22 protein-coding genes are annotated in these 22,064 nt (G+C 58.2%); 6 read left to right on the top strand and 16 right to left on the bottom strand.

The window, feature by feature from the left end; genetic code table 11:
- Positions 1–120: 120 nt before the first annotated feature.
- Both R0J87_RS00650 and R0J87_RS00655 read right to left on the bottom strand, forming a co-directional pair.
- The gene (locus R0J87_RS00650; RefSeq protein WP_498883646.1) at positions 121–1,989 is read right to left on the bottom strand and encodes a methyl-accepting chemotaxis protein; all 1,869 of its coding nucleotides are present in this window, start codon (positions 1,987–1,989) and stop codon (positions 121–123) included.
- A 102-nt stretch (positions 1,990–2,091) separates the two neighbouring features.
- On the bottom strand, positions 2,092–2,523 hold the full coding sequence (locus tag R0J87_RS00655) for a host attachment protein (RefSeq protein ID WP_498883790.1): 432 nt from the start codon (positions 2,521–2,523) through the stop codon (positions 2,092–2,094).
- 88 nt (positions 2,524–2,611) lie between these two features.
- On the opposite strand from R0J87_RS00655, the gene R0J87_RS00660 reads away from it, so the two are divergent.
- Positions 2,612–3,199 (top strand): histidine phosphatase family protein, encoded by a 588-nt coding sequence (locus R0J87_RS00660; protein WP_498883647.1) that lies wholly within the window; start codon positions 2,612–2,614, stop codon positions 3,197–3,199.
- Here the strand turns inward: R0J87_RS00660 and R0J87_RS00665 are convergent.
- The 8 genes from R0J87_RS00665 to hemE form a co-directional block, all read right to left on the bottom strand.
- Positions 3,196–3,588, bottom strand: coding sequence for a RidA family protein (locus R0J87_RS00665; RefSeq protein ID WP_498883649.1), 393 nt, complete (start codon positions 3,586–3,588; stop codon positions 3,196–3,198). The two genes, R0J87_RS00660 and R0J87_RS00665, sit on opposite strands and share 4 nt — an antisense overlap.
- A gap of 108 nt (positions 3,589–3,696) precedes the next feature.
- Entirely contained in the window at positions 3,697–4,425 is a 729-nt protein-coding gene (locus R0J87_RS00670) for an amino acid ABC transporter ATP-binding protein (protein WP_054640785.1), read from the bottom strand.
- Positions 4,426–4,511: 86 nt separating this feature from the next.
- Positions 4,512–5,612 carry an amino acid ABC transporter permease gene (locus R0J87_RS00675; protein WP_498883651.1) on the bottom strand — a complete coding sequence of 367 codons (1,101 nt, stop codon included), beginning with the start codon at positions 5,610–5,612 and terminating at the stop codon, positions 4,512–4,514.
- Positions 5,613–5,633: 21 nt separating this feature from the next.
- Positions 5,634–6,824, bottom strand: a complete 1,191-nt coding sequence (locus tag R0J87_RS00680; RefSeq protein ID WP_498883653.1) for an amino acid ABC transporter permease — start codon at positions 6,822–6,824, stop codon at positions 5,634–5,636.
- A gap of 84 nt (positions 6,825–6,908) precedes the next feature.
- Complete coding sequence (locus R0J87_RS00685; RefSeq protein ID WP_498883655.1) at positions 6,909–7,934, bottom strand: amino acid ABC transporter substrate-binding protein; 1,026 nt, start codon at positions 7,932–7,934, stop codon at positions 6,909–6,911.
- Between the two features lie 225 nt (positions 7,935–8,159).
- On the bottom strand, positions 8,160–9,185 hold the full coding sequence (locus R0J87_RS00690) for an amino acid ABC transporter substrate-binding protein (protein ID WP_498883657.1): 1,026 nt from the start codon (positions 9,183–9,185) through the stop codon (positions 8,160–8,162).
- A gap of 88 nt (positions 9,186–9,273) precedes the next feature.
- Positions 9,274–10,134 (bottom strand): polyamine aminopropyltransferase, encoded by an 861-nt coding sequence (speE, locus tag R0J87_RS00695; RefSeq protein ID WP_498883659.1) that lies wholly within the window; start codon positions 10,132–10,134, stop codon positions 9,274–9,276.
- Positions 10,131–11,246: a uroporphyrinogen decarboxylase gene (gene hemE, locus R0J87_RS00700; protein WP_159343496.1), complete on the bottom strand. Its 1,116-nt coding sequence runs from the start codon at positions 11,244–11,246 to the stop codon at positions 10,131–10,133. The genes speE and hemE overlap by 4 nt, the downstream gene beginning before the upstream one ends.
- A gap of 221 nt (positions 11,247–11,467) precedes the next feature.
- On the opposite strand from hemE, the gene ribA reads away from it, so the two are divergent.
- Positions 11,468–12,103 (top strand): GTP cyclohydrolase II, encoded by a 636-nt coding sequence (gene ribA / locus R0J87_RS00705; protein ID WP_159343495.1) that lies wholly within the window; start codon positions 11,468–11,470, stop codon positions 12,101–12,103.
- A 3-nt stretch (positions 12,104–12,106) separates the two neighbouring features.
- On the opposite strand, the gene R0J87_RS00710 is transcribed toward ribA, so the two are convergent.
- The 5 genes from R0J87_RS00710 to R0J87_RS00730 form a co-directional block, all read right to left on the bottom strand.
- A complete protein-coding gene (locus R0J87_RS00710) occupies positions 12,107–12,730 on the bottom strand; it encodes a glutathione S-transferase family protein (RefSeq protein WP_498883661.1) in 624 nt (207 codons plus the stop codon).
- Positions 12,731–12,794: 64 nt separating this feature from the next.
- Positions 12,795–13,556, bottom strand: coding sequence for a co-chaperone DjlA (djlA, locus tag R0J87_RS00715; RefSeq protein WP_498883662.1), 762 nt, complete (start codon positions 13,554–13,556; stop codon positions 12,795–12,797).
- A gap of 43 nt (positions 13,557–13,599) precedes the next feature.
- Complete coding sequence (gene dxs / locus R0J87_RS00720; RefSeq protein ID WP_498883663.1) at positions 13,600–15,525, bottom strand: 1-deoxy-D-xylulose-5-phosphate synthase; 1,926 nt, start codon at positions 15,523–15,525, stop codon at positions 13,600–13,602.
- Between the two features lie 2 nt (positions 15,526–15,527).
- Positions 15,528–16,421 carry a (2E,6E)-farnesyl diphosphate synthase gene (ispA, locus tag R0J87_RS00725; protein ID WP_498883664.1) on the bottom strand — a complete coding sequence of 298 codons (894 nt, stop codon included), beginning with the start codon at positions 16,419–16,421 and terminating at the stop codon, positions 15,528–15,530.
- Positions 16,415–16,711: an exodeoxyribonuclease VII small subunit gene (locus R0J87_RS00730; RefSeq protein ID WP_498883665.1), complete on the bottom strand. Its 297-nt coding sequence runs from the start codon at positions 16,709–16,711 to the stop codon at positions 16,415–16,417. The genes ispA and R0J87_RS00730 overlap by 7 nt, the downstream gene beginning before the upstream one ends.
- A 277-nt stretch (positions 16,712–16,988) precedes the next feature.
- Here R0J87_RS00730 and serA point away from each other — a divergent pair, with 277 nt between their 5' ends.
- The gene (serA, locus tag R0J87_RS00735) at positions 16,989–18,233 is read left to right on the top strand and encodes a phosphoglycerate dehydrogenase (protein WP_404344193.1); all 1,245 of its coding nucleotides are present in this window, start codon (positions 16,989–16,991) and stop codon (positions 18,231–18,233) included.
- A 107-nt stretch (positions 18,234–18,340) separates the two neighbouring features.
- On the opposite strand, the gene R0J87_RS00740 is transcribed toward serA, so the two are convergent.
- Positions 18,341–19,030, bottom strand: coding sequence for a pirin family protein (locus R0J87_RS00740; RefSeq protein ID WP_498883668.1), 690 nt, complete (start codon positions 19,028–19,030; stop codon positions 18,341–18,343).
- Between the two features lie 225 nt (positions 19,031–19,255).
- Here R0J87_RS00740 and trhO point away from each other — a divergent pair, with 225 nt between their 5' ends.
- From trhO to R0J87_RS00755, 3 genes are all read left to right on the top strand, one after another.
- Positions 19,256–20,215 carry an oxygen-dependent tRNA uridine(34) hydroxylase TrhO gene (gene trhO, locus R0J87_RS00745; protein ID WP_498883670.1) on the top strand — a complete coding sequence of 320 codons (960 nt, stop codon included), beginning with the start codon at positions 19,256–19,258 and terminating at the stop codon, positions 20,213–20,215.
- 106 nt (positions 20,216–20,321) lie between these two features.
- Complete coding sequence (locus tag R0J87_RS00750; RefSeq protein WP_498883672.1) at positions 20,322–21,122, top strand: enoyl-CoA hydratase; 801 nt, start codon at positions 20,322–20,324, stop codon at positions 21,120–21,122.
- 112 nt (positions 21,123–21,234) lie between these two features.
- On the top strand, positions 21,235–22,059 hold the full coding sequence (locus R0J87_RS00755; protein WP_404464415.1) for an IclR family transcriptional regulator domain-containing protein: 825 nt from the start codon (positions 21,235–21,237) through the stop codon (positions 22,057–22,059).
- The last annotated feature ends 5 nt before the right edge of the window (positions 22,060–22,064 follow it).

Raw genomic sequence — 22,064 nt, forward strand, 5'->3', positions numbered from 1 at the left:
GGCGGAAGAGCGTATCGAGTGCCATCTTTTAGCCAGTAGAGCAAAGATTCATGGCTAACGTATGACATGGCCGCCACCGCGGGCGCTGCGGCGGCCATGGAGGAGAGGCAGACGAGACGTTTAGAAGGTCTCTGACGTGCGCGGTAAGCGATCCTGCGGCGCTTGCAGCGCGGGCGATGCCGCGTTAGAGAGTTTGAAGCTGCTGATTGTCCCGGTCAGGTGATCCGCCTGCTCTTTCAACTGCTCGGCGGCGGTGGTGGACTCCTCGACCATCGCGGCGTTTTCTTGAGTCATGCGGTCCAGTTCTGCCACTGCAATATTGACCTGTTTGATGCCATCGCTTTGCTCGCTGGTCGCAGCGTTGATCTCTTCCAGTACGTCGGTTACGCGGGTGATGTGGTCAACGATATCCCTCATCGTGCTACCCGCATTGCGTACCAACAAGGTGCCGTTATTCACCTTGGTTTGCGAGTCTTCAATCAGCTTCTGGATATCGTTGGCCGCGTCGCTGCTGCGGCCCGCCAGTTTGCGCACTTCATCCGCTACAACGGCAAAGCCTCGGCCTTGCTCGCCTGCCCGCGCTGCTTCTACCGAGGCGTTCAGCGCCAACAGGTTGGTTTGAAAAGCGATGCTGTTCATCAGCGTGACAATCTCGCCAATTTTGTTGGAGGCGTCGGAGATTTCTTCCATGGTAGTGACCACGTTCGACACCACCTGACCACCCTCTTTCGCGACCTCGGTAGCCGCATGGGAGAGCTTGTTAGCCTCTTTAGCAGAGGACGCGGTGTGCTGCACGGTGCTGGTGATCTCTTCGACCGACGCCGAGGTTTGCTGCAGGCTAGACGCAGCGTTATCGGTACGGCGGGAGAGGTCCTGGCCACCCATAGCAATCTCGTTGGCGGCGTGGTGCACCGATTCGCTGCTGGTGCGTACGTCGATCAATACCTCTTCCATCTTGCCCACGAAGCGATTGAAGGCGCTGGCAATTTGAGCCACTTCGTCGTTGCCTTCTTCTGGCAAGCGCTGGGTTAAATCACCCTCGCCCGAGGCGATATTATCCATCGCGTTGCGTACGCCCAGCAGGCGACGCAGCAGCAGCGATAACAACATGCCAAAGACCACGGCGGTGATGGCCGCGACGATCAGTAGGGTCACGATGGAGGTGGTGGCAATGGCGCGCAGGCCTGCGGTGGCTTCTGCTTCGTCTAACGCGACGACCAACTGCCAACCGCTGTTGCCGCCTACAGCACTGCCCATCAGCAGTTTATTGCTGCCTTGCAGAGCTAGCGGCTGTGGGGAGTCTGCCTGCACGATGCGAGTGAGATCCGAAGGCGTGAGCGCATCGCTTAATACACTTGAAGGCTCCAGCGTCAGCGACTCATCCGGATGGGCAACCAGCGTGCCATCGTTGGTGGTTAGAAAGCCAAAGCTAGACGGTGTGGGGGATATGCTGGCAACAATATCGATAACGTCAGCAATCGTAATATCGGCCCCAACCACAGCGGCTAGTTCGCCGTTTTGATAGAAGGGGCGGGCGAAGGTAACGATTAAACCGCCCGTTTGAGCATCCACATAGGGGGCCGTAATGATGGTGTCTTGTGCATTAACCGCGCCTTGATACCAGGGACGCTGGCGTGGGTCATAATCGCTAGGGGGTTGCCAGCCGTCTGAGAAAATTCCCTCTGATGTAGACGGGTAAGCAATGTAAGCGGTCATAAAGTCGCCGGAATCGGCTAACTGACGCAAGGCTTGTAGCGGCTCCTCGCTACCTGCAGTGTGTTCCATACTGGCTAACATCGTGTAGCGCGCATTGAACCACTCATCGATGGCCTGTGTGTTTCCATTCACAACAGCGCTTAGGTTGCGGTTCACCTGCTCACTATTGTGATGCTTTACAGTCGTGTAACTAGCAATGCCATTCACCGTTAAAGCCAACACAATAGCGATAAGGGCCGCTAGCAAGATACGTAAACGTAGGGAGGAAAACATAGTCGCTCTCGGGATCATCAGGGTTCATGATGGGTATCGGCGAGAGCGTCTATGCCTTTAGTAAAAATCAGGAAAATAGTAAGTAAGTGCTAACTGCCCGTGCTAGCGCAGGTCACTGACCGCGTGTTGGATATCGACCATCGAGGCCTTGCTAAGGTCTTTCGAGAGCGTATGGATCAACAGCTTTTGTGTGGGATTATCGAGCTTCTCTTTGAGTAACCCTAAAAACTTAGGCGGCGCGACTAAAATGAGCTTCTCCAGGCTGTTATCTACTCGGGCAGCGTAGAGGCGTTGGGCCACCTCTTTGGCAAATAGCTCGTTCTCATGCTGAGAGGCAGTGCCTTCCTCACCGGATGAGCGCGACGATGTTGACGTAGACTCATGAACATCGGCCCCGCTGCGGTCGGTTATCAAATCACCCTCGTGCAGCCTGCCGGCTGCGTGTACCAAGCTCTCTTGCTCGGCGAGATTGAGCGCATCACGGGTGAAGATACGTGCGCGGGCGGCGTCAGCTACCACGATATAGGTGGTCATTGTCATACGTCCTCCATGTCGTTGGTTACCCCTTAACCATGGCAATCGTTCGATGTTTGGTCAAACACGGTTTTTTTGAGAGATGACAATGGACTTACTGCAACCCAACTATGCTTGGCGAAACCGCTATCTCCTCATGCGTCACGGCCATAGCCAAGCCAACGCACAGGGAAAAATCATCAGCTCGCCTGAGCGGGGTCTGACGAATTACGGGCTTTCAGAGCAGGGCGAGCAGCAGTTAGTGGAGTTACTGGCGCAGTGGCGCTGGCCAGAGCCGACGCGGGCGGTACATTCAGACTTTTTGCGCACCACCCAAACCGCCGCCAGGGTAGCAACGGCGTTTGCTCTGGACATGCAAAAAGAGGAGCGCTTAAGGGAGCGCCACTTTGGCGAACTGGATGGACAGGCGGATAATCACTACCCGCAGGTGTGGGCCTTCGATGCCAAGAGCGCTGAACACACCCAGTGGCAGGTAGAGCCGGTCAGCCGGGTAGCTGCACGGATGTGCGCTGCACTGGATGCGTTAGAGCAGCGCTTTGAGGGTGAAACGGTGCTGGTGGTCAGCCACGGCGACCCCCTACAAATTCTGCTCACGGCGCTGGCGGGAAAGCCGCTGACTCAACACCGGGAGCAGCCTGCGCTACTGCCCGCCAGCATTACGCTTGTGGGCGGTTAAGCGCTCTCTTTGGGAGGAATCCAGGCAATCATATCGACTTCCACATCCGCGCCGCCCGCAAGCCCGGTCACGCCGATGCAGGTGCGGGTGGGCAGCGGTTGTTGGAAGTAGCTGGCGTAGACCTGATTCACTTCATCGAAGTGGCCCATATTGGTGATGAACACCCGCGACTGCACTACGTACTCAAAGCTACTGCCGACTTCTTCCAGCACGATGGCCAGGTTCTGCATTACCCGGTGGGTTTGCTCGGTGAAGGTGCCTAGCAGCATCTCGTTGGTTTCCGGCACGATGGGCATCTGGCCGGTGATAAAGACCAGATCGCCCACGCGGCAGGCGTGTGAAAACGGGGCAATGGGCTGTGGTGCGCGGTCAATAAATAGCTTTTCCATGATGACTCACTGGTTGTGATGTTGTGGAGTGGTTGTGGAGTAGAGGCCACATAAAAATGGGCCTCATTGGAGGCCCACGTTCACCACTATGTGGCGCTGGAAGCTGAATTAATGCCCCAGAATCTGGCTCAAGAAGAGCTGGGTGCGCTCAGACTGCGGGTTATTGAAGAACGGCTCCGGCGCGTTCTCTTCAATGATTTGCCCCTGGTCCATAAAGATCACGCGGTCGGCCACGGTTTTGGCAAAGCCCATCTCGTGGGTGACGCAGAGCATGGTCATGCCTTCTTCGGCCAGTTCCACCATCACGTCCAGCACTTCCTTGATCATTTCCGGGTCAAGAGCAGAGGTGGGTTCGTCAAATAGCATCACGTCCGGGTGCATACACAGCGAGCGGGCAATGGCGACGCGCTGCTGCTGGCCGCCAGAGAGCTGGCCGGGATACTTTTTGGCCTGCTCAGCAATGCGCACACGCTCCAGGTACTGCATGGCCATGGCTTCGGCCTCTTTGCGGGGCTTTTTCTGCACCCACATCGGGGCGATACAGCAGTTCTCCAGCACCGTGAGGTGAGGGAACAGGTTGAAGTGCTGGAACACCATGCCCACACTGCGGCGAATCTGCTCAATGCGTTTGACGTCTTGGGTAAGCGGTACGCCGCCTACCACAATCTCGCCTTTCTGATGCTCTTCTAAGTGATTAATGCAGCGGATCATGGTGGATTTGCCGGAGCCTGAAGGCCCGCAAATAACAATCCGTTCGCCGCGTTTTACTTCCAGGTAGATATCGCGCAGCACGTGGAAATCGCCGTACCACTTGTTCACGCCGCGCATTTCAACCATCAGGTCAGAAGTACTGGTACCAGGGTTGTTGGTGGCTGCTTGAGTCATGTCACTATCCTGCTAAAAAATCGTTAATGAAAGCGGCGTTAGCGCTTGTGGCCGGTATGCAGCTTGCGTTCTAGGTACTGGCTGTAGCGCGACATGCTGAAACAGAAGATCCAGAACATGAAGGCGGCAAACACGTAGCCTTCCAACGAGAAGCCTAGCCAGCGTGAGTCGGCCAGTGCCGCTTGCACGATCCCCAAAAGGTCAAAGAGCCCGATAATCATGACCAGGGTGGTGTCTTTAAACAGCGAGATAAACGTATTCACGATGCCAGGAATCATCATCTTCAGCGCTTGGGGAAGGATAATCAGCCCCATGCGTTTCCAATACGTCATGCCGAGCGCGGCAGCCGCCTCTTCCTGGCCTTTTGGAATCGCCTGCAAGCCGCCACGAATGACCTCCGCCATATAGGCGCTCTGGAACAGCGTTAAGCCGATCAAAGCGCGCACCAAGCGGTCAACGCTCATATCGGAGGGCAGGAACAGCGGCAGCATCACCGAGGCCATAAACAGCACGGTGATCAGCGGCACGCCGCGCCAGAACTCGATAAACACCACGCAAAAGCTTTTGACGATGGGCATGTTAGAGCGTCGCCCCAGGGCCAGCACAATACCGATCGGCAGAGCCCCCACCATCCCAACCGTTGCTAGCAGCAGGGTAAGCATCAGGCCGCCCCAGCGGTGCGTAGGCACCTGGGGTAGGCCGAAATAACCGCCGTGCAGCAGTACAAACGAAATGACCGGGAAGACCAACAGCGCAAAAACAGCCACCCAGCGCTTAAGAGGCAGTCGCGGTATCGCCAGCCAAGCAATCAGCGAAAAGAACATGGCAAACACAATATTGGCGCGCCAGGTCTCCTCGCTGGGGTACAGGCCGTAAATAAACTGGCTAAAGCGAGCGTTGATGAAGACCCAACAAGCGCCTTCCCGGGAGCAGTCGTCACGCGTTGTGCCGATCCAGTCGGCGTTAATAAATGCCCATTGCACCGTCGGTACCACCAGCAAATACAGCACGTATAGGCCGATTAAGGTGAAGATGGTGTTAATGGGTCCGTTAAATAGATTGGCGCGTAGCCACGCCACCGCACCCACTGAATTACCCGGGGCTGGCCGTTGCTCAATCATTGTTTGGTTATGAATCATCTGTGACTCCTCGCCATCGGCCTAGCGTTCAACCAGCGCCACACGGGCGTTGAACCAGTTCATAAACATGGATACCAACAGGCTGATGGTCAGATAGACGGCCATGGTCATCGCAATGACCTCAATAGCCTGACCTGTCTGGTTCAGCGTCGTGCCTGCAAATACCGACACGAGATCTGGGTAACCAATGGCGGTTGCCAGCGATGAGTTTTTAATCAAGTTGAGGTATTGGCTGGTCAGAGGCGGAATAATCACCCGCAGTGCTTGGGGCACCACCACTAAGCGAAGTACCAAGTTGCGGGGCAGGCTGAGCGCTTGCGCAGCTTCGGTTTGCCCATGGGAAATCGCTTGAATACCTGAACGTACAATTTCGGCAATAAACGAGGCGGTATAGATCGATAGCGCAAACCATAGCGCCAAGAACTCTGGGATCACCGTGACGCCCCCGCGGAAGTTAAAACCGCGTAGTTCAGGCATTTCCCAAGTAATCGGCACGCCCGTGGCAAACATCACCAGCAGCGGCAGGCCAAAAATCAGCACAAAAGAGATCCAGTAAGCGGGCAGGCGTTTGCCGGTGGCTTCCTGACGACGTTTTGCCCAGATCACCAGCGCAATGCTGGCAACAATAGCGACGACGAAGGTGACAGGAATGAGGCCAAAACCAGACTCAAACAACGGCTGCGGAAAGTAGAGCCCGCGTACGTTCAGGAAAATGGCTTCACCAAAGGCAAGGCTGTCCCGGGCGCTGGGCAGGGTGCGCAGTACGGCAAAATACCAAAAGAAAATCTGCAGCAGCAGCGGGATATTCCGGAACGTCTCGATATACGCTGCCGCTAACTTGGCGATGAGCCAGTTAGGCGATAAGCGCGAAATACCGACAATAAAGCCAACGATGGTGGCGGCGATAACGCCTAATCCACCCACCAAAAGCGTATTCAGTAGGCCAACGAAGAATGTGCGGCCATAGGTGCTTTGGGAGGAGTAGTCGATCAGACTCTGCACGATCCCAAAACCGGCGGTATTACTCAGGAAACCAAAACCTGTGGTGATACCCCGAGAGGAGAGGTTGTCTTGCACGTTGCCGACGATATAGAACAGGAAAGCGATGACAGCGGCAATCAGCAGACATTGGAAGATGAGCGCACGTTTGGCGCGGTCTCGCCAAAACGGTGGCTTTTGGCCAACGGGGCGAGCGTTAGGTCTTACGGACATGGGTGGCGTCTCCGCGATACGGAAGGTCAATCAAATGGCCCGCCATGACCAAAAAGGGTGGCGGGCCGGGGTCAAGCGAGACGCTTAGCGAATCGGCGGTGCGTACTGGAAGCCGCCTTGGTTCCACAGGGCGTTAACACCGCGCTCAATCTCCAGCGGTGAACCCATACCTACGTTGCGCTCAAAGCTTTCACCGTAGTTACCTACTTGGCTCAGGATGTTGTAAGCCCAGTCGGCCTCAAGACCCATGCCTTCACCGTAGTTGCCATCTTGGCCAAGCAGGCGAGCAACGTCCGGGTTCTCAGAGCTGAGCATTTCTTCAGCGTTTTCGCTGGTGACGCCGTACTCTTCACCGTTGATCATGGCGAACAGCGACCACTTCACGATGTTGAACCACAAATCGTCGCCTTGGCGTACAACCGGGCCCAGCGGCTCTTTAGAGATAACGTCGGGCAGAATCATGGCGGCAGACGGATCATCGAGCTGAATGCGCAGTGCGGCCAGCTGAGAGGTGTCAGAGGTCAGAACGTCACAACGGCCAGCTTGGAAGCCACCCACGGTCTGCTCAGAGGTATCGAAAACGATCGGATCGAATTCCATGCCGTTAGCACGGAAGTAATCGGCCAGGTTCAGCTCAGTGGTCGTACCGGACTGGATACAGATGGCGGCGCCGTCCAGCTCAGCAGCGCTGGTGATACCGAGGTCACGAGACACCATGAAGCCTTGGCCGTCGTAAAAGTTAACGCCGGTGAAGTTCAGGCCCAGGGTGGTGTCGCGGGTGGTGGTCCAGGTGGTGTTACGAGAAAGGACATCGACTTCGCCCGACTGCAGTGCGGTGAAGCGCTCAACGGCGTTCAAGGAGATGTAGTTAACCGCATCTGCATCGCCCAGTACCGCAGCGGCTACGGCGCGACATACGTCAACGTCAAGGCCTTGCCACTCGCCGCTATCGTCCGGGGCGGAAAAACCTGGCAAGCCGTCGCTGACGCCACACTGAATGGCACCGCGCTCGCGGGTATCTTCTAATGTATCGGCTTGGGCGGTGGCGACACCGGCGAGGGTAATAGCACCAGCGGAGGCCAGCAGTACCAGGTGTTTCTTATTCATCATGTTTGTTCCCCTTCCTCGATTTAATGTCGTTATGCATGGTGATGCATCACTAAAAGCTAGCAAGGAAGGTGCCAAAAAAGATATGTCGCCAAATTCAGCGCTTTTCAACGTAAAATCAGCGAATTTATCGAAGGTCGTGGTGCAAAAAAGTGCGCTAGCAGCTACGCGTTGCGCTTTTTTGGTGCGTAGCGGCTAGCGCTGGTTGGCGCATAGTTTGTTAGCGGGTTAGCGAATAGGTGGCGCGTACTGAATACCGCCATCTTTCCAAAGAGAATTTAAGCCTCGTGCGATCTTAAAATCAGAGCCTGTGCCCACGTTGCGGTCATAAATATCCGCGTAATTACCCACCTGTTTGACGATTTGGTAAGCCCAGTCCGACTGTAGGCCCATGGCTTCGCCAAAATCGCCATCTTGGCCGAGCAAACGCATCACATCTGGATTGTCTGAGTTTAGCCGTTCATCCACATTAGCTTGGCTAACGCCCAGCTCTTCGGCGTTCAGCATGGCAAACAGCGACCACTTCACGATGTTGAACCACTGGTCATCACCTTGGCGCACGGCGGGGCCTAGCGGCTCTTTGGAGATGATCTCCGGCAACACGACGGCCATATTGGGGTCGGCCAGTTGAATGCGCTGGGCGTAGAGCTGCGAGGCATCCGAGCTCAATACATCGCAGCGGCCTGCTTCAAACCCGGCAATCGACTGTTCAGGTGAATCAAACACCACCGCATCATAGGTCATGTTGTTAATGCGGAAGTAGTCGGAAAGATTCAGCTCGCTGGTGGTGCCTGACTGGGTGCAAACAGCCGCTCCATCCAGCTCTTTGGCGCTCTGCACGCCGAGGTCGCTGGCCACCATAAACGCTTGGCCGTCGTAATAGCTGACGCCAGTGAAGTTCATCCCTAGCGTGGTATCGCGGCTAGAGGTCCAAGTGGTGGTGCGGGAGAGCACGTCCACCTCACCCGACTGCAGCGCGGCAAAGCGTTCCACTGAATCTAACGGCACAAAATTGACCTTGCTGGCATCGCCCAGCGCAGCGGCTGCCACTGCACGGCACACATCGGTATCCAGGCCGCGGTACTGGTCGTTGTCGTCTAACGATGAGAAGCCGGGCTGGGCCGCGTTAACGCCACAGCGCACGCTGTCGCGCTCTTGAACAGCCTCTAGGGTATCGGCTATGGCCATGGCAGGTACCCAGAGAGCGGGTGCTAATAGAGTGATTCCCAATCCTAACCAACGCGTGGTGTTCATTTGTTATTCCTTAACGTCGAGCGCAGCAACACTTGCGCATAAAAAAGGCCGGGCAGAGCCCGGCCTGATGCATAACGTCACCGCAAACTTATGCGAACGCTTTACGCATAAAGGGCGGCAGCGCCAGGGCACCGCGGTGGGCATCTACTGTGTAGTACTGTAGCGGCATTTCGTGGCTGGCGGCAGCCTCTTCGCGGAAGCTTTCGACGTTGGTGCTTTTGCCAGCCAGCGTCACGCTCCACCAGCCGGAAGGGTACACCGGCTGGGGGAAGGGCAGGGTGGCCACGCTATCAAAGCCTGCTTCGCGCATGTCGTTACGCAGCTCGCGGATAATCGAGCCGCTGTGATACAGCGGTGACTCGCTCTGCTGAACCATCACGCCGCCGCTTTTCAGAATGCGGTGGCAGCGCTTCAAGAAGTCGGTTTTGAACAGGCCTTCTGCAGGGCCTACCGGGTCGGTGGAGTCGATGATCAGCACGTCGATGCTCTCGTCGGCAGCGTCATCTACCCATTTCACGCCGTCGGCAAACAGCAGCTCGGCGCGGGGGTCGCCGTTGGCTTCTACTAATGACGGGAAAAAGCGCTCGGAGGCCTTGGTGACTTCTTCATCAATGTCGATCTGAGTGACTTTTTCAACGCCCGGATGGCGCAGCACTTCTTTCAGCGTACCGCAGTCGCCGCCGCCAATAATCACCACCCGCTTGGGGTCTTGATGGGTGAACAGCGCCGGGTGAGCAATCATCTCGTGGTAGAGGAAGTTGTCGCGATCGGTCAGCATCACGCAGCCATCCAGCACCATCAGGTTGCCGTAGGTTTCGGTGGCGTACACTTCCAGGTGCTGGTAGGGGCTCTGCACATCCAGCAGTTTTTCGGTGATTTTCAGCGAGAAAGCGCTGCCGTGGCTATCAAAGACTTCGGTAAACCACTGGTCGTCGCGTAGGTCGCTCATTGCTTGGCTCCTGGGCACTGGTCGTTCGTTTGGGTCGGAATGCCCTGATGGTACTGCGGGCTTAAGTCGTGCAGCGCCTCCATAAAGGCGGTGACGTGATCGGGATTGGTGAACTGGCTGATGCCGTGCCCCAAATTGAACACGTGGCCCGGGCCGTGGCCGTAGCTCTCCAACACGCGGGCCACTTCGGCGCGAATGGCCGAAGGGCGAGCAAACAGCACGTTGGGGTCCAAGTTACCCTGCAGGGCGACTTTATGGCCTACGCGGGCGCGGGCATCAGAAAGCTCGGTCGACCAATCGATACCCAGCGCGTCGGCACCGGCGCAAGCAATGTGCTCAAGCCACTGGCCGCCGTTTTTGGTGAACAGAATCACCGGCACGCGGCGTCCGTCGTGTTCGCGGATCAGCCCGGAAACGATCTGCTCCATATAGCGCAGCGAGAACTCTAAATAAGCAGGCGTAGAGAGTGCGCCGCCCCAGGTATCAAAAATCTGTACCGCCTGGGCACCGGCGCGAATCTGCGCATTCAGGTAGTCGGTGACCGACTGCGCGAGAGTATCCAGCAGCTGGTGCATGGTGTCCGGCGTGTCGTAAAGCATGGTTTTCAGGTGGCGGAAGTCTTTGCTGGAACCGCCTTCGACCATATACGTTGCCAGCGTCCAGGGGCTGCCGGAGAAGCCGATCAGCGGCATGCGGCCGTTCAGCTCGCGGCGAATAGTGGAGACCGCCCGCATCACGTAGTCCAGGTCGCGCTCGGCGTTCGGCACGGTCAGCGCGGCGACTTCTTCCGGGGTGCGGACGGTTTTTCTGAATTTGGGGCCTTCTCCGGTTTCGAAGTAGAGGCCCAGCCCCATGGCATCGGGGATGGTCAAAATATCCGAAAACAGAATCGCGGCGTCGAGCGGGTAGCGCTCTAGCGGCTGCAGGGTCACTTCGCAAGCCAGGTCATGATTGCGGCACAGGTCCATAAAGCTGCCTGCGTCGGCGCGGCTGGCGCGGTACTCCGGCAGGTAGCGGCCGGCTTGGCGCATCATCCACACCGGAGTGCGGTCAACGGGCTGGCGAGCCAGCGCGCGAAGAAAACGGTCGTTTTGCAAAGGTGTGGTGGTCATAAACACTTGCTCTTGAGAAATTTGCCCGCATTGTAAGGGAGTCATCGTACCTGAAGATAGGAATTGTACGTGAAGATAGCCGGGGGTGGCGGCGCAAACCGTGGCAAAAATCGTCGCACCCCGCTAAGACCGTGAGGCCTGCGCGGCTTCCTGGTAAACTATTTGCCCACTTCGCCAACACTGGTGTGGTTAACTGGTTTGGTTAATCAGCGAGGAAACCTGTGACCATTCGCTTCATTGCTGCCTCTCGGCTGCCCACTCCCTGGGCCACATTCACCATGCATGGCTTCGAAGACGACGCCACGGGTAAAGACCATATCGCCTTAACGTTGGGAGATGTGAGCGGCGGCGAGCCGGTGTTAGGGCGCGTGCACTCTGAGTGCTTAACCGGCGATGCGCTATTCTCGATGCGCTGCGACTGCGGCTACCAGCTCCAAGAAGCGCTGAAGCGAATTGCCGAAGAGGGGCGCGGCGTGCTGCTTTACTTGCGCCAGGAAGGGCGGGGCATTGGCCTGCTCAATAAAATCCGCGCCTATCATCTGCAAGACCAGGGGGCCGATACTGTAGAGGCCAACGAGCAGCTCGGCTTCGGTGCCGACATGCGCCGCTACGACCTCTGCGTGCCGATGCTCAACCACTTGGGCATTACCGCGCTCAAGCTGATGACCAACAACCCCCGCAAGGTAGATGCGCTGACCCGCGACGGCGTGAACGTCGTCGAGCGGCTGCCCATTACCACTGGCTTAAACCCCCACAACGAACAGTACCTCTCCACCAAAGCGGGCAAGCTCGGCCACATGATGGCGCTGGATGATTTCACCCAGGCCAGCGATGTGGATATTGAGCGTAAGGGGTAGCGCTTAACCGTTAGCCGCTGCCTGCTCTTTTTCGGCGGCACGGGCAAGCGCTGGGCGATTAGCGTGACGGGCGCGGTAAGCCACCAGCGGCTCCGGCAGGCGATGTTTCATGCTGGCCGCCCAGGTCAGCGTATGGGTCAGGAAAAGATCCGCAAGAGTGAAGGTATTCTCCACCAAGGTTTCTTGGCCGCGGTAGCGGCGCTCTAACGCGAGCAGTGCCCGTTGAAACTCCCAAGCGGCAGTGGGCAGTACCGACGGCACGCGCTTATCTTGTGGCAGGGCGAATTTGTGCTTGGCCTGTAACCACAGCGGCTGCTCGATCTCGGTGACGATAAAGCTAAGCCACTGGTCGACCTGAGCGCGCTCGGCAACGCTTTGAGGCAGCAATTGCCCATCGCCATACTGCTCGGCGAGATAGCGGCAGATAGGCGCGGATTCAAACAGCGTTAACTCGCCATCTTCCAGCACCGGTACTTTGCCATCCGGGTGGCGGGCGAGGTGCTCCGCGCTCTGCCCTTCACCTTTATCTAGCGCTACGTGGTGACACTGGTACTCCAAGCCTAGCTCTTCAAGTGTCCAGGCGGCCCGCAAAGAGCGGGAATTGGGAAAGCTGTATAGCGTGATCATTCGGTGGCTCCAGGCAGTACCGTTGAAGCTTTCACTGTAGCACTCCCTGGAACCCTGTCACGGGCTACTGGCCGCGGGCGGTGCGAATACGCTCATAGGCATTACCAATTTCACTGGTGCGCGCCTGGGCTACTTCGCGCATGCTCTCCGGCAGGCCTTTACCCGCTAACTTATCCGGGTGGTTTTGGCTCATCAGGCGGCGGTAGGCTTTCTTAAGCTCGGCGTCGCTGGCGTCTTCTGATACCCCAAGAACGCGGTAAGCATCTTTTAAGGCTTCTTCGCTGGCACCTTGGGAGTTGGCGGCAGCGCCGTGGAGCATTGCTTCGATTTGCTGCACTTCGGCATCGCTACAGCCAACCCCGCGGGCAACGCGCAAAATCATCTCATGCTCGGCGGGGTGCAGGACGCCATCGGCGGCAATCGCGCTCAACTGAACCTGTAAAAACACTTGGCGCAGCACCGGCTGGCGTTGAGTCAGGCGGTTGACCTTGGCCAGTTCGGCTTCCAGGTTGAAGTCAGCCGCGCGGCCCCGGTCAAAGGCGGCGCGTGCCTTGGCGCGGTGCTCGCCCTGCAGGCGCATTTGATCAAAGAGCTTTTCGGCGACGTTTAGCTCGCCATCGGTGACTTTGCCGTCGGCCTGGCAGAGGCAGCCCATGACCGAGAAGATTGATTCCAAAAAGCCTTCTTGAATTTGAACGCGGGCAGCATTCAAGCGACGGCTGATGCGCCGACCCAGCCACCAGCCAAGGCCGCCACCTATGAGTAAGCCAATGGGGCCACCGACGGCAAGGCCAATCAAACCAAACACAATAATTAGAAATAACATAAACATCTCAATAGGTTAAAAGCGCGTGGGTCACACGCGAAGGTTATGGCAGCCGGGCGCGAATAGCGCGTTCAATGCCTTCAGCGTCCAGGCCGCAGTCGCGCAATAGCTCGGCGGGGGTGCCATGTTCCACAAAGGCGTCCGGCAGGCCCAAGTTCAGCACTTCCACTTGAACACCCTCGGCGTTCAGTAGCTCGTTCACCGCGCTACCCGCACCGCCCGCGATCACGTTCTCTTCCAGGGTGACCAGTAGTTCATGCTCGTCCGCTGCGTGAAGCACGGCGTCGCGATCTAAAGGTTTCACCGAACGCATGTTGATGTGAGTGGCGTTGAGCTTCTCAGCCACTTCGGCGGCGGCGCTATTCACGCTGCCAAACGCCAGCAGCGCAATGCGGACACCGTCGCTGGTGCTCTCGCGGCGCACCTGGGCTTGCCCAATCGCCAGCGGCTCCAGATGCTCTGGAATCACCGCGCCTGGGCCGGTGCCACGCGGGTAGCGCACGGCAGCCGGGCCAGGGTGATGGTAGGCGGCGCTGAGCATGGCGCGGCACTCGGCTTCATCGGCAGGCGCTAGAATCACCATGCCCGGCACGCAGCGTAAAAACGAAAGATCCATACTGCCGTGGTGGGTGGGGCCGTCTTCGCCCACAAGGCCTGCCCGGTCGATAGCAAACGTCACGTCTAGATCTTGTACCGCCACGTCGTGAATCAGTTGGTCGTAGCCGCGCTGCAGGAAGGTGGAGTAGATCGCCACCACCGGTTTCATGCCTTCGCAGGCCATGCCAGCGGCCAGCGTGACCGCGTGCTGTTCAGCAATAGCCACGTCAAAGTAGCGCTTAGGATAGGTTTGCGAGAAGCGAATCAGATCCGAGCCTTCGCCCATGGCGGGGGTAATGCCCATGAGGCGTGAGTCGGCGGCGGCCATATCGCATAGCCAGTCGCCAAACACGTTGCAGTATTTTTTCTTCGCAGCGCTTTTGGGGGCCGCTGCTTGCTTCACTAGCGGAGCGCTGACGGTCGTGGTGGTTTTTTCCAGCTTAGTAATCGCGTGGTAGCCAATCTGGTCCGCCTCGGCGGGCAGGAAGCCTTTCCCTTTGACCGTTTTGATATGCAGGAACTGCGGGCCTTTCTGGTCGCGCAGGTTACGCAGCGTTTGAGTCAGCGCCTCTAAGTCGTGGCCGTCGATGGGGCCAACGTAGTGAAAGCCCATCTCTTCAAACAGCGTGGCGGGGCTGACCATGCCCTTCATGTGCTCTTCGGTACGTTTGGCAAGCTCCAGGGCGCCGGGCAGGTGGGAGAGTACTTTTTTACCCTCTTCGCGCATTTTGAGGTAGGGCTTGCTGGAGAGCACCCGGGCTAAATACGTGGCAATCCCGCCGACGTTTTCAGAAATCGACATCTCGTTGTCGTTCAGCACTACCAGCATATTGGCGTTGACGTGGCCTGCGTGGGCCAGCGCTTCAAACGCCATCCCCGCCGTGAGCGCGCCGTCGCCAATGATGGCGCAGACCTTGCGCGGGTCGTTTTGCGCCTGGGCAGCCAGGGCCATGCCCAGCGCTGCAGAAATCGAGGTGCTGGAGTGGCCTACACCAAAGGTGTCATATTCAGATTCGGCCCGACGCGGGAACGCGGCCAAACCGCCGTGCTGGCGAATGCCGAGCATGGCATCGCGACGGCCGGTGAGAATTTTATGCGGATAGGCCTGATGACCAACGTCCCACACCAAACGATCTTTCGGGGTGTGAAAGGCGTGGTGCAGCGCAACGCTGAGCTCAACTACGCCCAAACCTGCGCCAAAGTGGCCGCCGGTGACGCCCACGCTATAAAGCAGGTAAGCGCGCAGTTCATCGGCCAACTGGGCCAGCTGGCTGGTGTTCATCGCCCGCAGCGCGGCGGGGTGATCAAAAGAGTCTAGTAGCGGCGTCGCCGGGCGCTCGCGGGGTATCTCGTCGAACAGCTTCATAGGCATCGTTAGTGGTCGCGCTCGATCATATAGTGGGCAAGATCGGCCAGGGGTGCGGCCTGCTCGCCTAACGGGGCGAGGGCGGCAATGGCCTCGTCAATAAGCGTGTTCGCTTTACGCTGAGCGCCCGCCAGCCCCAATAAACTGGGGTAGGTGGGCTTGGCACGGGCGGCATCAGCGCCAGAAATTTTGCCCAGCGTGGCGGTGTCTCCCGTCACATCCAGGATGTCGTCATGAATCTGGAAGGCTAGACCAATGGCGCGGGCGTAGCGAATTAGCGCTGCAAGACGCGGGTCGTTCTCTTCCACCGCGACCAGCCCGCCCAGGCGCACGGCGGCGACAATCAGCGCGCCGGTTTTATGGGCGTGCATATGCGCCATCGCCTCGGCGTCCGGGTGGCCGCCCACGGCGGCTAAATCCAGCGCTTGGCCGGCCACCATGCCGTCCCGCCCAGAGGCCACGGCCAGGGTGGAGACCAAATGGCCTAAACGTGGGTGCGGGCGGCTGGCCAGCACTTCAAACGCCAAGGCTTGCAAGGCATCGCCCGCTAAAATAGCCGTCGCCTCATCAAAGGCTTTATGCACGGTGGGCTGGCCGCGGCGCAGGTCATCGTCGTCCATCGCGGGCAGGTCGTCATGAATGAGCGAGTAGGCGTGAATAAGCTCAATGGCCGCTGCTGGCGCATCCAGGTCGTCTTCACTGGCCCCCAGTGCTTGGCCCGCTAAGTACACTAACAAGGGGCGTAGACGCTTGCCGCCCACCAGCAGGCCATGGCGCATGGCCGCCTCTAAGCGCTCATCCACCGCTGGACGTGCATCGAATAGCGCAGCGAGTGTAGCGTCAACGCGAGTGCTGCTGGCTTGGCGCAGCGTGGTCAGCCTGGATGCTTGGGCCGTTACCATGGCGGCGTTTCCTCGCTGTCGTTGCCGGGATCCTTGTCTGGGGCGTTGGCATCCGGTGCCGTTACAAAGGGAGCCACCTCAAGTTTTCCGTCGGTATCTTCGCTCAGTGCCCGCACTTTTAGCTCGGCCGTGTCGAGGCGCTGCTGGGCATCGCGGGTCAGTCGAACGCCCTGCTCAAAAGCGGTCAGCGCATCTTCCAATGAGAGTTCGCCGGACTCCAGGCGTTCCACAATGGTCTCTAGCTGGGCAACCGTTGCGGCAAAATCTTGTGGGGGTGTGGTGTCGCTCATTGGGCAATGCCTACCGTTTTCCGGGCGCCCTGGTATCAGCAAGGGCGACGAGTGTGGCTGCGGATGCTGTTAAATAAACGCACAGTATACACCGAGGCAAGGGGGTGGCGTCTGCCCTCGCTATGGGTTGATTGTTTGACTTGCGCGCTGTTCATCTTGAAAGCGCACACTTTTCATCACACCAAGACGCCGAGAGCGCTAGCGGCTGTGCTACCATACGGGCCTCCCGTGAACCGATACACGGCGCATGCCGCCGACCATAGAGGTTGATTCAGCCATGGCCAAAACGTCCCTGGAAAAGAGCAAGATTAAGATCCTGCTACTCGAGGGCGTCCACCAAAGCGCGGTGGACAATTTTCACAACGCAGGTTACGAGAATATCGAGCAGCTGCCCACGTCGTTAGACGAAGAAGCGCTGATCGAAAAGATTCGTGATGTTCACTTTATCGGCATTCGCTCCCGTACTCAGCTGACTGAGCGCGTGTTCGAAGCGGCCGAAAAGTTGGTGAGCGTTGGCTGTTTCTGTATCGGTACCAACCAAGTGGACTTAGAGGCCGCGCTCAAGCGTGGTATCGCAGTCTTCAATGCGCCTTACTCCAACACCCGTTCGGTGGCGGAGCTGGTGCTGGCAGAAGCCATTATGCTGCTGCGCGGTATCCCTGAGAAAAATGCCCGTGCCCACCAGGGCGGCTGGTTGAAGTCGGCGAAGAATTCCCATGAAGCACGCGGTAAAACGCTAGGTATCGTGGGCTACGGCAGCATCGGCGCACAGCTCTCTGTCTTGGCGGAATCACTCGGCTTCAACGTGATTTACTACGATGTGATCACCAAGCTGGGCATGGGTAACGCCAGCCAGGTCGGCAGTTTGGAAGAGCTGCTGAGCCGCTCAGATGTGGTCAGCCTGCACGTACCGGACCTTGCCTCTACCCGCTGGATGATTGGCGCTAAAGAGATCGCCGCCATGAAGGATGGCGCTATTTTGATTAACGCCGCCCGTGGCAGCGTGGTAGAAATTGAGCCGCTGGCCGATGCAATCAAAGCAGGCAAACTCAATGGCGCGGCCATCGACGTTTTCCCGGTCGAGCCAAAAGGCAACGAAGAAGAGTTCCAAAGCCCGCTGCGTGGCCTGCACAACGTGATTCTGACGCCGCATATCGGTGGTTCTACTCTGGAAGCCCAGGAGAACATCGGTATTGAGGTATCTGAGAAGCTGGTGACCTACTCGGATAACGGCACCACGGTGACCTCGGTCAACTTCCCAGAAGTGGCGCTGCCTGCCCACCCGGACAAGCACCGCTTGCTGCACATCCACAACAACGTGCCCGGCGTGCTTTCCCAGATCAACCGCGTGCTGTCGGAAAATGGCATCAACATCTCTGGCCAGTATCTGCAAACCAACGACAAGGTTGGCTACGTGGTGATTGATGTGGATAAAGCCTACGGCCCTCAGGCGCTGGAAGCGTTAAAGCAGGTAGAGCACACGCTGAAAATTCGCGCGCTCTACTCGGCGCAGAACAGCTAGTCGGCGCAGAATAGCGAGTCTGACGGCGTTGCACTGCTGACACCAAAACGGCCCCTCGGGGCCGTTTTGCGTTTTGATGAGTGCTGCGTATTAGCTAAGCCTGCGCGCTATGCAAGATCAAATAGCAGCACTTCACTGGCATCGGTGCACGTCAGTTCAAACGGCTCATCGGGGGTGAACGCAGCGGCGTCGCCAGTGGCGAGCGTCTCACCGTTGACCTCGACAGCCCCCTGCACCACATGCAGCCATGCATAGCGAGAAGGCGGAGCCGTCACCTGATCACCTGCACCCAGCAGGCTCGCATACAGGTTCATATCCTGGTTGACGCTGACCGAGCCATCGCGGCCATCGGGGGAGAGCACCAAGCGCCACTGTCCCTGCCGCTCGGCGGTGGGGAAGTGCTTCTGCTCGTAGCTGGGCTGAATGCCGCGCTGGGCGGTTTCGACCCAGATTTGCAGAAAGTGCAGGCCGTTCTCTTTGGAGTGGTTGCACTCGCTGTGCAGCACGCCCGTACCCGCGGACATACGCTGCACATCGCCAGGGCGCATCACTTCGCCATTGCCCATGTTGTCTTTGTGCTCCATCTCGCCTTCCAGCACGTAGGAGATGATCTCCATGTCCCGGTGGGGATGGGCGCCAAAGCCGTGGCCGGGGGCCACGCGGTCTTCGTTGATTACCCGCAGCGCGCGGAAGCCCATGTGGTTGGGATCCATGTAATTGGCGAACGAAAACGTGTGGTAAGAGCGCAGCCAGCCGTGGTCTGCGTAGCCCCGCTCGTTGGAACGACGAATCTTCATCAACAGCACCTCATCACTGAGTTAAGTTGCTGCCTACTATACGACCGAGTGCGCGCGGCGTGGGGTGAAGCTTTCTCAATGGTTTCGTCGAATTAATCGATGAATAACGCCGATGTTGACCAAGATCAACAACGCCAAGATGCACCGACGGTGGGCTTTTTGGTATCATGCGCGCCTTTATTGACCCGGTCCGCCCTTTGCGAGGGCGACTACCAGGAGCACTCCATGACGACCCCCACTCCCACTGCGCCCGTTGTGGTAGCAGCGCTGTATAAATTTGTCACCCTGAACGACTTTGAAGCGCTGCGCGAGCCGCTGCGCCAAACCATGGTCGATAACGACGTGAAAGGCACGCTGCTGCTGGCCAAAGAGGGCATTAACGGCACGGTGGCTGGTAGCCGCGAAGGCATCGACGCGCTGCTAGCATGGCTCACCGCCGACCCGCGTTTAAGTGATATCGACCATAAAGAGTCGTTTTGCGACGAGCCGCCGTTCTACCGCACCAAGGTCAAACTGAAAAAAGAGATTGTGACGCTGGGCGTGCCGGGCATCGACCCCAACGACACCGTCGGCACCTACGTGAATCCGGAAGATTGGAACGACGTCATCTCCGACCCCGAAGTGCTGGTGATCGATACTCGCAACGACTATGAAGTGGCGATTGGCAGCTTTGAAGGCGCGGTGGACCCGAAAACCACCACCTTCCGCGAGTTTCCAGAGTATGTGCGTGAGCACTACAACCCGGAGCAGCACAAAAAGGTCGCTATGTTCTGCACCGGCGGTATCCGCTGTGAAAAAGCCTCCAGCTTTATGCTGAAAGAGGGCTTTGAAGAGGTCTACCACCTGAAAGGCGGCGTGCTGAACTACCTGGAAAAAGTGCCAGAAGAGAAGTCTTTATGGCGCGGCGAGTGCTTCGTGTTCGATAACCGGGTCACCGTGCGCCACGACCTCACCGAAGGCGAGCACGAGCAGTGCCACGCCTGCCGGATGCCAATCTCCCAGGAAGATATGCAGTCGTCGGCCTATGAGCCGGGCATTAGCTGCCCCCACTGTATCGACTCGCTGCCCGAGAAAACCCGCGCCGCCGCCCGCGAGCGTCAGCGCCAGATTGAGCTGGCCAAAGCCCGTGGCGAGCCCCACCCGTTGGGCTACAACCATCGCGAAGGCACCCGCGAGAAAGCGTGATCATCAGTGGCCTCCTGTTTTGCAGGAGGCCACTTTGGTCTTAGCGCGCGCTCAATGTGCCAAGCAAGCACTAGACTGAGTAGCAACCACTGCTCAGGAGCCAGCCATGTCGTCCTCCCCCGTTACTGACTCTCGCGATTGCCTGCTGCGAACCTCCCATGCGGGCGTCGTCACGCTTACCCTCAATCAGCCCGAGCGTTTCAATGCGCTGTCGGAAACGATGCTGGAAGCGCTGCAAGCTGCGCTGGATGACATTGCCCAAGAGGAGCACGTGCGCTGCGTGGTATTGGCGGCCAGCGGTAAAGCCTTCTGCGCAGGCCATGACTTAAAGCAGATGCGCGCGAACCCGGATAAGGCCTATTACCAAGCGCTGTTTGAGCGCTGCGGCAAGGTAATGCAAAGCATCGTTCACTTGCCCGTGCCGGTGATTGCCAAGGTGCAGGGCATTGCCACTGCTGCGGGCTGCCAGCTCGTGGCAAGCTGCGACCTTGCCGTTGCCGCCAGCAGCGCCCGCTTTGCAGTTTCCGGTATTAACGTGGGTCTGTTTTGCTCGACCCCTGCCGTGGCGCTCTCGCGCAACGTTCCCCGTAAGCGGGCCATGGAGATGCTGTTGACCGGTGAATTTATCAGCGCGGCCCAAGCCGCTGAATGGGGGCTGATCAATCGCGTAGCGGAAGAGGGCGAGCTTGATGCTGCCGTGGCAGCGCTGACATCAAGCATCTGTGCCAAAAGCGCCGTCGCCGTGCGCACCGGCAAAGCCATGTTTGCCCGCCAACTGGCGATGCCACTGGAAGAGGCCTACGCCTTTGCTGGAGAAACCATGGCCTGCAATATGCTGGCCGACGACGTGGCTGAGGGCATTGATGCCTTTATCGAGAAGCGCCCGCCGAACTGGCAGCATCGCTAGCACATACCGCTAGCCATTGGTGGAATTTGTTTCCGTAAACGCGACAGCGGCCCCTACGGCGCGTTATCCTGCTGGTTTTTTACGCCATTAAGCGCCTTCAGGAGAACGTCAGGTGAGTGAAGCCAAGCGCAGGTCAGTCGGACGTCCGGCGGGAGCCACCAAAGCCAGCGGTGGGCATAGCCAATCGTTGGTACGTGGCCTAACGCTCCTTGAGTATTTGTCCGCCAGCCCCCTTGGGCTTGCGCTCTCGGAGCTTGCCGAGATGGCCGACCTTGCTCCCTCCACTACTCACCGCCTGCTACAAGCACTGCAAAGCCAGGGCTTTGTGACCCAAGAGAGCGAGCAGGGCCTATGGCGGATTGATGTCAAAACCTTCCGTATTGGCAACAGTTTTTTAGAAGCTCGCGATGTGGTGGCCAAAAGCCGTCCGTTTTTGCGCCGCTTAACCGCAGAAACCGGCGAAACGGCGAACCTGGGTATCCGCGATGGCGCCACGGCGGTCTTCCTGGCTCAAAACGAATCCCCGCAGATGATGCGTATGATTACGCGGCTGGGCTCGCGTGCGCCGCTTCACGCCTCCGGCGTTGGTAAGGCGCTGTTGGCCTATATGGACGATGACGAGCGTAGCGCCCTACTCACAAATGGCACCGAACTTGCCCGTGTCACTGAAAACACGCTTTATCAGCCGGAGACGTTGGAAGCGGAAATGGCCGCGATTCGCGCGCAAGGGTTTGCCTGCGACCGAGAAGAGCACGCCATCGGCCTGCACTGCGTGGCCGCCTGCATTTTTGATGAGCACGCCACCCCGCTTGCTGCTATTTCCGTCTCTGGCCCCATGGCGCGCATTCCCGAAGAGCGTCTGCTCGCCTTAGGAGCGCTGGTACGCCAAATCGCCGATGAGATCACCCAGCAGCTTGGTGGGCAACTGCCCCGCTAGCATCA

The sequence above is a fragment of the Halomonas sp. SIMBA_159 genome, from assembly GCF_046536035.1.
Taxonomy (GTDB): domain Bacteria; phylum Pseudomonadota; class Gammaproteobacteria; order Pseudomonadales; family Halomonadaceae; genus Vreelandella; species Vreelandella venusta_A.